Here is a 13592-nt window from a genome sequence, read left to right as displayed (position 1 = left end):
CCGGGCGTCACAGGAAATCGGCAGACGGGCCTTACAGTCGGGTGCTTGAAGTCAATGATTTGCTCAAGGGATCACTATGACCAGCCGCCCGCTTTCCTCCCTCGCCCTTGGTCTCATCGGCCTGCTTGCCGCCAGCGCGATTGCCCATGCCGATCCCGACGCGCTGTGGAAGATCGTTCACGACAAATGTGTTGTCGCGACAGCGCCTTGCGTCAGCGTCAATGCCGGCGAACATTACGCGCTGCTGAAGGACCAGCGCGGCGTGGCGCAACATCTGCTGATCCCGACCGACAAGATCACCGGCATCGAAAGCCCTGCCCTGCTGGATGCCAAGACGCCGAATTTCTTTGCCGATGCCTGGAACGAACGGGCCGCCGTCAATGCCAAACTGCCGCATCCCTTGGCGCGCGATATGCTCAGCCTGGCGGTCAACGCACAAAACGCCCGCTCGCAGAACCAGTTGCATATCCATATCGATTGCCTCAGCCCGGATGCCCATGCGCTTTTGACCAAGATGGCCTATGACATCGGCACCGACTGGGCGTCCCTGCCGGTCGCGGTGGCCGGACACCATTTCATCGCCATGAAGGTCGAGAGCGATACGCTGGCGGGCTACAATCCGTTTCTGGCGCTGGCCAAGATCTTGAAAGACCCGTCAACGGAGATGGCAAGCCACAATCTGGTGGTGGTTGGCGCGAGCTTTGCCAGCGGCCCTGGCTTCATGATTCTCACCGATGTTGTCCCTGCCGCGACCATCGGTTTTTCCGGCGGTGAAGATGTGCAGGATCACAGCTGCCGGATCGATCCGGTCTGATCACCGCAAATCGTTGTTATTCCAGCTCCGACAGCCCGACTGCTGCGGCCTCGACAATGGCGTCAATGCTGCGATCGATATCGACTGTCACCACACAAGGCTCATCTTTCGGGCTTTCCAGTGTCGCAAGCTGGCTTTCCAGTAGGCTGACCGGCATGAAATGTCCGGTGCGTTCACCCATGCGGCGGGTCAGCAGCTCTTTCGAGCCTTCCAGATAAATGAACGCGGTGCGATTGCCGGTCGCTTCGCGCAGCAGGTCGCGATAGCTTTTCTTCAACGACGAGCAGGAGACGATGATGGTCTGGCCCTCCTGCAAGGCGGCGGCCATTTTATCGCCGATCGCTTGCAACCAGGGCCAACGGTCTTCATCGGTCAGCGGCGTGCCCTTGGCCATTTTCTCGACATTGGCGGCTGGATGCAGGCCGTCTCCTTCCAGGAAGGGGACGTCAAGCTTTTTCGCCAGGCCCTCGCCAATCGAGCTTTTGCCGCAGCCGCTGACCCCCATGACGATGATCGCCCAAGGTCTGGTAGGAACGGTGTTGGCTGTCTGATGGGCGGTCATGCTGATCTCTCCGGGCGGATACGTCACTTACTTTCAAGTAGCGTATTGCCGTCCCTGGTCAACCGCCTCATCCCAGCCTCTCCACAAACGAAAAACGCCCGGACCGGAGGTCAGGGCGCTCTATATCACCACTTTTAAAACAAACAGGCTCAGGCAGCCGGTGCAGCTGCCAGACGGGGCAGATCCTCGATACCCAGCAGAAAATTGATCTGCGGGCGGGCCTTGACCAGATCATCGATGGAATATTCCGCCAGCACCGCAAAGAAAGCGTTGAGCGCCTTGCGCAGCGCCGAATTCAGGCCGCAGCTGTCGATCAACGGGCAATCGACCTCGCCATCGTCCTCGAAGCATTCAGCCATCGCAAAACTGTCTTCCGTCACCTTGACCACGTCAAACAGGCTGATCTTTTCAGGCGCACGGCCCAGGCGCACGCCGCCATTGCGGCCACGCACGGTTTCCACCAGACCCGCCTTGTTGAGCGGCTGAAGGATTTTGAACAGGAACAGTTCGGAGACACCATAGGCCTTGGCAATTTCCGGAATACGGCTCAGGTGGTCCTTGTTCGCCGCGCAATACATCAGAATGCGTACCGCGTAATTGGTCTGCTTCGTCAAGCGCATGCGCCACTCCTTAAGCTGGTCCAGCGAACCTTAGCCGCTTGGCGGTCCTTGGCAAAGCGCCAATTTTGTCCGTCCATATCGGCATATATAATGGCTTTTGTACTTTTGAACAATTCCAAATTAACATTTTTTGAGCGTGTTTCTCCAGAAAAGATTTTCATGCTTGGAGTGTTGATTTTGGCTTTTTATCACGAAAAAAGGCGGGCCGCTGGAGACCCGCCTTGGTGATAATTTTTGGTACGACGTCTTACGTCATCACTTCATCGTTGGCATGACGAACTCGGCACCGTCTTTGATGCCAGCCCGCGCAACCGCAGCAAACGGAGTGCCGCGAGGACGCGCAGACAGAAAAACCGCAGGCATCATTTCATCGTCGGCATAACGAATTCAGCGCCGTCCTTAATGCCGGAGGGCCAGCGGCTGGTAACGGTCTTGGTGCGGGTCCAGAACTTGATCGAGTCCGTGCCATGCTGGTTGAGGTCGCCGAAGGAAGACGCCTTCCAGCCACCGAAGGAGTGATAGGCCAGCGGCACCGGAATCGGCACATTGATGCCGACCATGCCGATATTGATGCGGCTGGCAAAATCACGGGCCGCATCGCCATCGCGGGTATAGATCGCAACGCCATTGCCATATTCATGCTTCATCGGCAGATCGAGGGCGTCCTCATAGTTTTTGGCGCGCACCACCGAAAGAACCGGTCCAAAAATCTCGGTCTTGTAGATGTCCATATCAGGGGTCACGTTGTCGAACAGGCAGCCGCCGACAAAATTGCCGTTTTCATAGCCCTGAAGCTTGAAATCTCGGCCATCGACGACCAGCTTGGCACCGGCGTCCACGCCGCCATCAATCAGGCCCAGAATACGATCGCGCGCTTCCTTGGTAATGACAGGGCCCATGTCAGCCTTGTCATCGGTATAGGGTCCGATGCGAAGGCTCTCGATCATCGGGGTCAGCTTGGCGATCAACCGGTCGGCGGTTTCATCACCAACAGGAACGGCCACGGAAATCGCCATGCAGCGTTCCCCAGCCGAGCCATAGCCTGCGCCCATCAGCGCATTGGCGGCCTGATCCAGATCGGCATCGGGCATGATGATCATGTGGTTCTTGGCGCCGCCAAAGCATTGGGCGCGCTTGCCGTTGGCTGCTGCCGTGCCATAAACGTAACGGGCAATCGGGGTGGAGCCCACGAAGGAAATTGCACCGATATCGGGATGAGTCAGCAGGCCATCGACAGCTGATTTGTCGCCATTGACGACGTTGAGAATGCCAGCAGGCAGGCCCGCTTCGATCATCAATTCGGCGAGGCGCATCGGCACGGACGGATCGCGCTCGGAAGGCTTGAGGATAAAGGCATTGCCGCAAGCGATGGCCGGGGCAAACATCCACATCGGAATCATCGCCGGGAAATTGAACGGGGTAATGCCAGCGCCGATGCCCACGGCCTGACGGATCGAATACATATCAATGTTCGGGCCTGCGCCTTCGGTAAACTCGCTCTTCGACAGATGCGGAATGCCGATGACGAATTCACAAACTTCCAGACCACGGACGATATCGCCCTTGGCGTCTTCAATGGTCTTGCCATGCTCGCGCGACAGCATTTCGGCCAGCTCATCCATATGGGTATTGAGCAATTCCACGAATTTCATGAACACGCGGGCGCGGCGCTGCGGATTGGTGGCGGCCCATTTTGGCTGGGCGGCCTTGGCATCTGCCACCGCTGCATTCAGCTCGTCTGCGCTGGCCAGAGCCACTTCGCCCTGAATATCGCCCGTGGCCGGATTGAAAATCGGCTGCTTGCGACCAGAAGTGCCAGCCACGGCCTTGCCGCCAATAAAATGCCCGATCTGATACATGGGTGATCCTCCTGAGTGTTTTTGATAGGCCACTATCGCGCTTTAATTTGCACAACGCAACGCGATGATTTACGCATCCGTTGTGCATAAATGGATGCTGCTATGAATTGGGATGACGTTCGCATTTTTCTGGCCATTGCCCGCACGGGGCAAATTCTGGCCGCCTCAAAACGGTTGGGGCTGAACCACGCCACGCTCTCACGCCGTTTGACGGCGCTGGAAGATGCGCTGAAAACACGGCTGTTCATTCGCCGCACCAATGGCTGCGAACTGACCGCCGAGGGCGAGACGTTTCTCACTTCTGCCGAGCGGATGGAAACCGAAATGCTGGAAGTCCAAGCCCGCCTTGGCCGCACCGATGCCAAGGTGGCAGGCACGGTGCGCATTGGTGCGCCGGATGGGTTTGGAGTGTTCTTTCTGGCCTCCCGGCTTGGCGGATTGATCGAGCGACACCCGGAACTGAAAATCCAGCTGGTGCCGGTGCCACGCTCGTTTTCGCTGTCGCAACGCGAGGCCGATATTGCCGTAACACTGGAGCGGCCCGATCAGGGGCGCCTCGTCTCGGCGCATCTGACCGATTACAGCTTGGCGCTTTATGCCTCCCGCCAGTATATTGAGCGCCACGGGTTGCCGGAGACGGTGGAAGCCCTCAAGGATCATCACCGCATCGGCTATGTGGAAGACCTGATCTTCACGCCATCGCTGAATTTTACCGGCGAAATCATGCGCAACTGGAACGCCAGTTTTGAGATTTCCTCCGCCATCGGCCAGACGGAAGCGGTGCTGGCAGGCGCTGGCATCGGTATTTTGCACAGCTACATCGCGCGACAGCATCGTGACCTGGTCCGCATTCTGCCCGACATCACCTTGCACCGCGCCTATTGGACCACCTATCATGAGAGCCTGCGCGATCTGGCCCGCATTCGCACCGTGGTGGATTACCTACGCGAGCGGGTCGATCAGGATCGCGGTATCTTTTTATAACCAGGATAAGCACCATGGCCGAGATCAAGATGAAAACCCGCCCGGTGGGCGCCACCGCCGTAATTGGCCGCACCGGTTTTCCGCAAATCACCTCGGCCACCGGCGGTGAGCTGGCCATCGTCACCGGCCCGTCACAACCGGGCTTCAACCCGCTGGACCTGCTCTACGCCTCGCTGGCCGGTTGCCTGACGATTAGCGCGCGCCTTGCCGCCAGCGAGATGGGGGTGATGGACAAGATTACCGGCATTACCGCCTCCGTCACCGGAGAAAAGGCAAAAGACGGCCTGTCTCGGGTTGAGCGTTTCGACATCACCCTGACCATCCAGGGCGAGATTGACGCCGAGACCCGCAAGGCGATTGCCGACCGGGCCGAGCACGAGATCTGCACCGTCAGCAACACCCTTTCCGGCAGCCCGGAATTTGTAACCACAGTGCTTGCGTAAACTGGTTATTTATAAGGGAGGACCGCAGGTCAAGGTTATCCGCTCCGGCACGACCAGCCCGGCGAAATAGGCATGGGCCGGGTTCGGCACGCGGCTGGTCCGGCACTGGCCACCATCGCCGCGAATCTGAAGCCCACCGGCCTCGGCCAGACGGAAAGCGGCGACATAGTCCTTGTCCTTGACCTCCAGATCAAGGCTTTTACCGCGCAGATCCACCGGTCCGGCCAGGCTGAAAGCAAAGGTGACAGTCACGACATTCCCATGGATCTCAGCGGTAAAGCCCACCGGCTGCAACCGCGCCGCCTGCCTGCCATCCACCGACAATTCCGTGAAAAACCGCTTGCGGCCAAGATCGGCAATCAGCTTGTCGCGCAGGGCCGAGGCCTCCTCGGCGGTAAACTGGCTGTTGCGGTCCCGGTCATAGCGATCCAGCAGAACACGGCTATAGGCCGCATCGAAGGACCAGCTTTCCCCGACCCCCGTCAACACCCCATGATGCATGTCAAAAAGCACCCTCAGCGTGATGGCGATGTCGGGATGCGCCAGCACGGGAGAAGCAGACAGCAGACTGAAAGCCAGCGTGGCTGCAAGCGCGGTCTTCCGGCGAAAGGCAAGTGGCAAACGGCTCATGGCAACCTCCCCTCACCCGCATCCGGCCCCAGCACCGGTCTCTGGGGACCATAGCGGTCCAGGGATTTGAACAGAGGCTCAAAACCTGAAAAATCATCGCTGGCCGCCGGAGGGTCCGCGAAGGGCGGCGGGGTGAGTGTGGTCTGTTTCGAGGCCATGTAAGCACCGCCGTACAGCATGCCGATGGCAAGCAACCAGCTGCCATAAACCCGCGAGGCAATCCTGGTCCAGGCAGCGGTGACGATACCAGCGACAAGACCGGACACCAGCAACAGCCAAAGCGCGGCAGACAGCGCCAAGGGCAGATAGAGCCGGTCATGCAGGCTTGGATCGGAAAAAGAGATCGCCAGCGAAAGAGCGATCCCAAGCACCGGCAACAGCGCCAGACCGGACCAGAACCGCAGCGGCAATGGTAAGACCAGAATTGCGCCCGCCAACAGACAGGCCAAGGGGCCAACCAGAAAGAAATGGCTGGGCGCTGCGGGCAAAGGCGCCAGAAGCTGCATCCACATATCGCGCCAGACAAAACCGGCGACAAAGCCTGCCGCCAGCACCAGTAGAGCCAGCGGCAATCGCCGTCTCGGCAATTGCCCCAGAATGAAGCCTGTGCCGATCAAGGGCAGCAGGCGTTCAATGGTAAACGTGGTCGATAGCAGCCACTGGTCCAGCGTCTCCTGGTCAAGCCAGGTCCACACTGCCGACGCGCCTATCCCAATTGCTCCGAGCAGCGCCACAAGGGCTAGACCCGTCGTCAGATGACCAGCAAGGGGCGTGCCCGGCTTTGCCATCAGGTCACAAGGAAATAAAGGCCGCCGATGGCGATTAGCCCGCCGGGAATACGAACCATGCGCTCGCCCAAGGCCCGCGACACACCAAGCCCAACGGCAATACCAGCCAGATGGATCAGGCCGGTGGCAATCACGAAGCCGATGGCAAAATCGGCGGGATCGGCGGCAATTGGCAATTCGGCGCCGTGGGCATAGCCGTGGCAGATGGCAAACAGGCCGATGACCGTCAGCGCCAGCCATTCCGGCGGCCGCCAGACCAGCGCAATCGCTGCGCCGAGCACGACGATGGAGAGCGCGATTCCGGTTTCAATCGCCGGCAGCGGCACGCCAGCAATGCCGAGAATGCCACCCAGGACCATGATCAGCGGAAAGGTGATTGGCAGCGCCCAGACATTGCGGCCACCCAGTTGCGCGCCCCAGAGACCGACGGAAAACATCGCCAGAAGATGATCGGCACCCGACAGGGGATGCTCGAAGCCTTGCAGGAACCCACCGGCACCGCCCTGGACGATATGCGCCTCGGCAATGCCCGGCATCAAGGCGACAAGGGCTGCGACAGCAGCAAGCCGCCCCGCCCCGACGATCTGACGTTTAAAGTTTTCTTGCATATCCGATCTCCCGAATTGAATGGCTGTGCTGCTTCAGCCCTGCCTTGGCTGCCACCTTATGCAGACTGTTTCTGCGACCAAATTGTGGTCGCGAAATGCATGGAACCTGTTTGCACCTGATCAAGCCAGAAAGAAAGCTTCGACGATAACAGCCGGACGTTGTCAGCGCTCAGGCCGTCACTTATACCCCATATTTTACAGCTACAGGCCAATCTTCCTATAAACGGGCTTCCCAAAAACGGGCTTCCAAAAAGTCTTCGAGAAAAACGGCAAGGGCAAAGCGACAATGACCCCATTTCATCCAAGGAGAATCCCGGACCATTTCCAAGGGTATTTTCTGAAACGTTCCAGCACGATCAACGGATTACCCCTGCGCCTGGCCGTCACGTTCCTGGGTTTTGCAGGCAGCGCCGCACCGGCCTTTGCCCATGTTCTGGGTGGCCCCATGGGCGGCTTCGGCAGTGGTTTTGAACATCCGCTACTGGGGGCCGATCACTTCCTGGCCATGCTGGCCGTCGGTCTCTGGGGCGCGCAAATGGGGGGACGCTCTGTCTGGACCCTGCCCGCCACCTTCCCGCTGATCATGTGCATCGGCGGCGTGATTGGTATGTTGGCCGACATTCCCGACCCGGTGATTTCTGGTGGCATAGCGCTCTCGCTACTGGCACTGGGTGCTGCCATCGCCGCCAACTGGAAAGCCCCCGAATTCGCCTCGCTTTCGATCATCGCGCTGTTTGCGCTGTTCCATGGCTATCCACATGGCAAAATGGCCCCCAACGCCACCGACCCCGCCGCCTACACTGTCGGCTTCGTCGTCGCCACCGGCATGATCCACATCCTCGGCATCGCCATCGGCTACGGGCTGGGCCGTCTCTATAACGGCATGGTGGTGCGCGCACTGGGCGGCCTTATCGTGGTCGCGGGCGTGTATTATCTGGTGACGGGACAGATGTAATATTCAAAACGAAACCGAACAAACGGTCCGCAAGCAGATGATCTGAAAATATTGTGGAAGAAATGGTACGGTTGGGGGGTCTCGAACCTCCGACCTCAGGTGCCACAAACCTGCGCTCTAACCAACTGAGCTACAACCGCACATCAAGCGCTAGCGCTTTCGAGGGGTCACATACGGGGCGTGGGAGAATTTTTCAAGCCCCTTTTTGCGCTTCCCCATTTATTTACAGATCACTGGCCGCGACGGCAATAAAAAGGGCCGGACGAACCGACCCTCTCATCTTCATCAATATGTGACCGAAAAGATCAGGAGACCTTGAAGGTGGACATTGCCTTTTCAGCGGCTTCCTTGCCGGGCTTTGCCACGGTTTCGGCAACCTTCTTGACAGTTTCCTGCATGGCCTTGGCCTGCTCGACGGTGACTTCAGCCTGCTTGCGGATGAAGGCGGTCTGCAATTCGACCAGCTCAGCAACAGACTTGACGCCCATCAGGGCTTCCATGTGCGACAGGGACAGCTCGGCATTGGTGCGCAGGGCGTCGATTGCCTTGAGGCCAAGTTCCATGCCGCCGCTCTGGGCGCTCTGCAAGGTGGCTTCAACCGTCTTGGTGGCGTCTTCGGCAGCGGTCTTCATCTTGGCATAGGCTTCCTTGGACTGAGCAGCGCCCTTCTCGGTGAAGTCGCGCAGGCTGTCGGAAATCTTTGCAGGGTCGAAGGCAGCAGCAGAGAAAGGGGTGGATTTCGAATTGGTAGCCATGATGGAACTCCTTGGAAGGGGCCGATCGTTGCAGCCCGGTGTTTTTCGATAAAGGCCATATAACAGCGTTTATTGTGCATTGCAATATTATGTTGCGATGCACAATAAAATAATTGTCGAGATTAACCCTGTTTAGCGATAGAGGCGCTCTTCGCTGGACCCGAAGGGGGTGCGAAGTTATTAAAAATCTGTTAATTCAGAACAGTGCCGGCGAAAAAGCTCGACAGGTTGACCATGCCCGCTATCCAATACCCTTTCATTGATATCGCCGTGCACAGCGCGGTCAGGGCCAGGTTTGCGCGTGGAGATGCACTTGCGCTGTTTTCACTGGATCTGGAGCGGGTGCTTTGGGCCAATGGCGCCGGAGCGGGTTTCTTCGGAACGGCTTCTGTTTACGATTTCCTCGACCAGGGGCCACCGCGCCAGGATGTCACCTTCCGGCAGATCGCCGCCATGGCCCGGCAATTGAAGACAACGGGCGAAGCGCGCCGGTTGGTGGTGCGGGCCGGTTCGGGCTTTCGTCTTGTGCCTGTCGAAGCCCAGCTGGAACGGCTCGAGATCCGCCCCGGCGAAGTGGTCATCCTGTTTTCCATGCCGGTCAGCTACCGGGACGCCTCGGCCCGCAGCGAAGCACTGCTGCGCGGCTTCGAGGACCCTGATACCCATATGGCTCTTCTGGACAGCAAGGGCGCAGTGATCCGTGCATCCGGCAATTTCGACCGGCTCGGCATTACGCCACGCACCATTGAAACCATCGTGCAGATGGCGCAAGTCCAGCCCGGCGGCCTGATGAAGCGGCCTATTCCGACAGCACGCGGCAACCTGCCCGCAGCGCTGGGCAGAATTGCCGACGACCCTGCGATGTTCCTACTGTTTGCAGTGGAAACCCTGCTGGGAACGCTGGATGCGTCGGATGGGTTTACTGAGGAGCAGCCCACCCCGGCTTCCGTAACCGCTCCACAGGTCCACGAACCGCAGGTTTCGATAGAACCAGCAGCGACCGCTGCTGAGTCTCCACAGTCAGAGACTTTTCCAGCCGCAGATACAATCGCTGTTGAGGTTGAAGAGGCGGAGCACGAGGAAGCCAAGTCCGAGGAAACAACGCCCCCAGAGACTTTCGAGGATGTGGTCGAAGCCCTGGGCAGCATCCACGAGTTGGAACCTGAGCCGGAAGACCTGTCCCAAGCGGATGCGCTGAGCCCGCAGCCGGACGATCATGCCATTGGCGAGCCCGCGCCTGAAGACGAGAACTTGCCTGAAGAACTGTCCGTTCCCGAGGAAAGCCCCGCTGACACGGAACAGCGTGACACGTCCGACGCGACATTGACCGAGGATCATCAAGCCAGCACGGATCTGCCAGATTCGGATCTAAATGCCGGTGTCGAACAGGATGAGATCGAAGCCAAGGACGATGCCCGCCTAGAGGAACCCGCAGAACCGGAGGCCATCGCCGCCGCAGCTGACCCCGCTGATCAGTCTGAGGAGAGCCAAGCCGAGACCAGCACATCCTCTTCGGACGCTTTTGAGCAGGAAGAGGGCGAGACGGACTCCGCGCCGCATTCCGAGGAAGAAACGCCCGAATTGCCGGAGACCGCCAGCGGACAGACCGCATGGCAACAGGAGAACACCCAGGAGGATTTTGCCTTCGCACCGACCATGCGGGCGGCGCGGTTCGTGTGGAAGGTCGATGCACTCGGCTGTTTCAGCGAAGTCTCGCCGGAATTTGCCAAGGCGGTCGGCCCGCGGTCGGCGGCCATCGAAGGCCAGACCTTTGCCGATCTGGCTGCCCTGTTCAATCTCGATCCCGATGGCAAAATCGTCGAATTGCTGAAAAAGCGCGATACCTGGTCCGGCAAAACGATCTACTGGCCGATTGAAGGCACCAGCTTGAAAGTGCCGGTCGATCTGGCCGCCTTGCCGACCTATACCCGCAATCGAGATTTTGATGGCTTCCGGGGCTTTGGCGTCGTGCGGCTGGCCGATTGCATCGAAGATACCGACAAGGTGGGACTGACCTTAAGCACCCCTCTCGATCAGACCGGCACGACCGAGCAAGCGGCGCAAGCCGATCCTCAGGAAAACATGCGTGACGATGCCTCGGCCGCTCCGGCAGAGGTCGAAAAGGCTGATACCATCTCTGCGCCAGAGCGGGTGGAAGAACAGGAGCCGGAACGCGAAGAGGTGCCGGCCTTGGTCATCAGCGCCCCAGCCCCCCTTCCTCAGGCGGAAAACATCGTGCAACTCAAGCCTCGCCATTTCGGCCGCGAAGGCTTGAGCCCCGCCGAACATGCGACCTTTCAGGAAATTGCCCGCAGATTGGACGCACTCGGCGCAAAATCCGCTGACGGCAGCCGCGATCTATCGTCCAAGAAGGGGCATACCGACACGGGGCGTGACGACAAAGCCACTGTCGAAGACCAAAACCCATCCCCTGTTGCCGCAGCAGATGCCGAAACGCAGACGCCGGATGCCAACGCCGACCATGCGACACCCGAAGCAACGGATACAACAGTGCCTTCGCCACGTGCCGAGCGCGACAGCCTGCCTGAGAATGACAATACAAAACCAGATCCAGACACCGATCTATCGGCATCGCAGGCCAGTGAAGAGGTCAATGCAGAGGCCAATGCGGAGGTAAGCGACGAGTCAACAAGCGCCGAAGATGGCGACCAGCCGGCTGACGTCGTTTCTGAACAGGAAGGAGACGAGCTGGATGAGACCGTCGTCGATTTCCCTGCTCCCTCTGCTGGTGATGAGGTTTTCGCCAATACAAACGATGACGCAGAGGATGTAAAAAACGCTGCGGACGAGATGATCCTGCCGTTCGCATCCGTGCCTGGCGCTCTCCTGCCACGTCCGCCACGTGATGTGGTGTTTTCGCCTGATGTGCTGGACATGCTGCCCGTGGCATTGCTTGCTCATCGCGGTGATACCCTGATCCATGCCAATCCGGAATTTCTGGCGCTGACCGGCTATGCCGATCTCGACGCATTGGCTCAGTCCGGTGGGCTGGACGCACTTTTACAGCGCGACGACAGGGTGCAGGGTGATAACCCGCAAGACGATCAGCCTGGAACGGGCGACGCGCGCCGGGATGGCAGGCTCGTCGTGGTCAGGGCCGATGATGCGCTGGTGCCGGTCTCGGCGCGGCTGCAATCGATCCGCTGGGAGGAGGCAAGCGCCTTGCTGCTGGCGCTGGTGCCGCAGGCTGCGACAAAGCCTGCCGAGGCGGTCATTGTGGATCATACGCCTCGTCCGGTTGCCGATGCGGGTGACAGCTCACAGCCTGGATTGGACCATCCGACCCGGCTTGACGCGGTGGAGCATACCGGCCTGCGCATCGAGGTGGAGGAGCTGCGCTCCATCCTGGAAACGGCAACCGATGGCGTGGTGACCATCAGCACCGATGGCGAGATCCGCACGGTGAACGGCGCGGCCAGCGCGCTGTTCAACTATGACGAAGACGATATTCGCGGTAAGCCGTTCGTGACGCTGTTTGCCCATGAGAGCCAGCGAGCGATCCTCGATTATCTGGGCGGGCTGACCGGCCATGGCGTTGCCAGCGTGCTCAACGACGGACGCGAAGTGATCGGCCGGGAATCCTCCGGCGGCTTCATTCCGCTGTTCATGACCATTGGTCGCCTCTCCTCTTCCAACGGCTTTTGCGCTGTTATCCGCGACATCACCCAATGGAAGCGCACCGAAGAGGAATTGCGCAGCGCCAAACGCGCCGCAGAAACCGCCAATGCCCATAAGACAGACTTCCTGGCACGGGTCAGCCATGAAATCCGCACGCCGCTGAATGCCATTATCGGCTTTGCCGACATCATGGCGGATGAGCGCTTCGGGCCGATTGGCCATGGTCGCTACGCCGAATATGCCGCGGATATCGGCCGTTCCGGCCGGCATGTGCTGGATATCGTCAACGATCTCCTGGATATTTCCAAGATCGAGGCGGGCGAAATGGATCTCGACTTCATCGCGGTCGGCTTGAACGAAACGGTGTCCGAAGCCGTGGCTATCGTTCAGCCGCAGGCAAATGGCCAGCGGGTGATCATCCGCACGGCGCTGTCGCAATCGGTGCCGAATGTCGTGGCCGACATGCGGTCGATCAAGCAGATCGTGCTCAACATCCTGTCGAATGCCATCCGGTTCACGCCTTCAGGTGGGCAGATCATCGTTTCCACCAATTACGAGCCAAATGGCAGCGTAACCCTGCGCATCCGCGATACCGGGATCGGCATGACGCGGGCGGAACTGGAACAGGCCATGAAGCCGTTCCGGCAAGTGTCTCCCGGCGGCGCACGGCTGCGCGGCGACGGCACCGGTCTTGGATTGCCGCTGACCAAGGCCATGGTGGATGCCAATCGCGCCAGCTTTGCCATTCAATCGACACCGAACGAGGGAACGCTGGTGGAAATCACCTTCCCATCGCCAAGAGTTCTGGCGGGATGATCAGCAAGGCATCCCAGTCCGGACATTTCCTATCCTGCGTAGCCTCCCCATGATTGCTACTCGATGATTGGCCAAGGAAATTGCCAGGCAAAGACCTTTGCTGTATCGGAACGGCGGCA

Annotated in this window: 12 protein-coding genes and 1 tRNA gene; 5 read left to right on the top strand and 8 right to left on the bottom strand. The window is 59.3% G+C overall.

The genetic code is table 11. The annotated features are described in order from the left end of the window. Positions 1-76 precede the first annotated feature (76 nt). Entirely contained in the window at positions 77-814 is a 738-nt protein-coding gene (locus AVCG78_RS01400; RefSeq protein WP_071205671.1) for a CDP-diacylglycerol diphosphatase, read from the top strand. Positions 815-830: 16 nt separating this feature from the next. On the opposite strand, the gene AVCG78_RS01395 is transcribed toward AVCG78_RS01400, so the two are convergent. The 3 genes from AVCG78_RS01395 to AVCG78_RS01385 form a co-directional block, all read right to left on the bottom strand. Continuing rightward, complete coding sequence (locus tag AVCG78_RS01395; protein WP_071205673.1) at positions 831-1376, bottom strand: gluconokinase; 546 nt, start codon at positions 1374-1376, stop codon at positions 831-833. Between the two features lie 149 nt (positions 1377-1525). Next, positions 1526-1996, bottom strand: a complete 471-nt coding sequence (rirA, locus tag AVCG78_RS01390) for an iron-responsive transcriptional regulator RirA (RefSeq protein ID WP_015915017.1) — start codon at positions 1994-1996, stop codon at positions 1526-1528. Between the two features lie 362 nt (positions 1997-2358). Further along, entirely contained in the window at positions 2359-3855 is a 1497-nt protein-coding gene (locus AVCG78_RS01385; RefSeq protein ID WP_071205675.1) for a CoA-acylating methylmalonate-semialdehyde dehydrogenase, read from the bottom strand. A 102-nt stretch (positions 3856-3957) separates the two neighbouring features. On the opposite strand from AVCG78_RS01385, the gene AVCG78_RS01380 reads away from it, so the two are divergent. Together AVCG78_RS01380 and AVCG78_RS01375 are read left to right on the top strand one after the other, a co-directional pair. Beyond that, complete coding sequence (locus AVCG78_RS01380) at positions 3958-4839, top strand: LysR family transcriptional regulator (protein WP_071205723.1); 882 nt, start codon at positions 3958-3960, stop codon at positions 4837-4839. A gap of 14 nt (positions 4840-4853) precedes the next feature. Further along, complete coding sequence (locus AVCG78_RS01375) at positions 4854-5282, top strand: OsmC family protein (protein WP_071205677.1); 429 nt, start codon at positions 4854-4856, stop codon at positions 5280-5282. Between the two features lie 9 nt (positions 5283-5291). Here the strand turns inward: AVCG78_RS01375 and AVCG78_RS01370 are convergent, their stop codons facing one another. Genes AVCG78_RS01370 through AVCG78_RS01360 form a run of 3 tightly spaced genes read right to left on the bottom strand, consistent with a single transcriptional unit; the run spans position 5292 to position 7308 of the window. Further along, entirely contained in the window at positions 5292-5912 is a 621-nt protein-coding gene (locus AVCG78_RS01370; RefSeq protein ID WP_071205679.1) for a DUF1007 family protein, read from the bottom strand. After that, on the bottom strand, positions 5909-6700 hold the full coding sequence (locus tag AVCG78_RS01365) for a hypothetical protein (RefSeq protein WP_071205681.1): 792 nt from the start codon (positions 6698-6700) through the stop codon (positions 5909-5911). The genes AVCG78_RS01370 and AVCG78_RS01365 overlap by 4 nt, the downstream gene beginning before the upstream one ends. Further along, a complete protein-coding gene (locus tag AVCG78_RS01360) occupies positions 6700-7308 on the bottom strand; it encodes a HupE/UreJ family protein (protein WP_071584970.1) in 609 nt (202 codons plus the stop codon). Before AVCG78_RS01360 ends, AVCG78_RS01365 begins: the two co-directional genes overlap by 1 nt. A 286-nt stretch (positions 7309-7594) precedes the next feature. Between AVCG78_RS01360 and AVCG78_RS01355 the strand changes: the two genes are divergently transcribed. Continuing rightward, on the top strand, positions 7595-8263 hold the full coding sequence (locus AVCG78_RS01355) for a HupE/UreJ family protein (RefSeq protein WP_081355425.1): 669 nt from the start codon (positions 7595-7597) through the stop codon (positions 8261-8263). A gap of 63 nt (positions 8264-8326) precedes the next feature. Here AVCG78_RS01355 and AVCG78_RS01350 read toward each other — a convergent pair. After that, positions 8327-8403, bottom strand: a tRNA-His gene (locus AVCG78_RS01350). A gap of 165 nt (positions 8404-8568) precedes the next feature. Then, positions 8569-9018, bottom strand: a complete 450-nt coding sequence (locus tag AVCG78_RS01345) for a phasin (RefSeq protein ID WP_071205685.1) — start codon at positions 9016-9018, stop codon at positions 8569-8571. A 234-nt stretch (positions 9019-9252) separates the two neighbouring features. On the opposite strand from AVCG78_RS01345, the gene AVCG78_RS01340 reads away from it, so the two are divergent. After that, positions 9253-13473: a PAS domain-containing sensor histidine kinase gene (locus AVCG78_RS01340; protein ID WP_156582811.1), complete on the top strand. Its 4221-nt coding sequence runs from the start codon at positions 9253-9255 to the stop codon at positions 13471-13473. The last annotated feature ends 119 nt before the right edge of the window (positions 13474-13592 follow it).

Source organism: Gillisella vitis (assembly GCF_021559775.1).
GTDB lineage: Bacteria > Pseudomonadota > Alphaproteobacteria > Rhizobiales > Rhizobiaceae > Allorhizobium > Allorhizobium ampelinum.
Note: the sequence above shows the minus strand (reverse complement) of the source record. Positions and strands in the feature narration are given on the sequence as shown.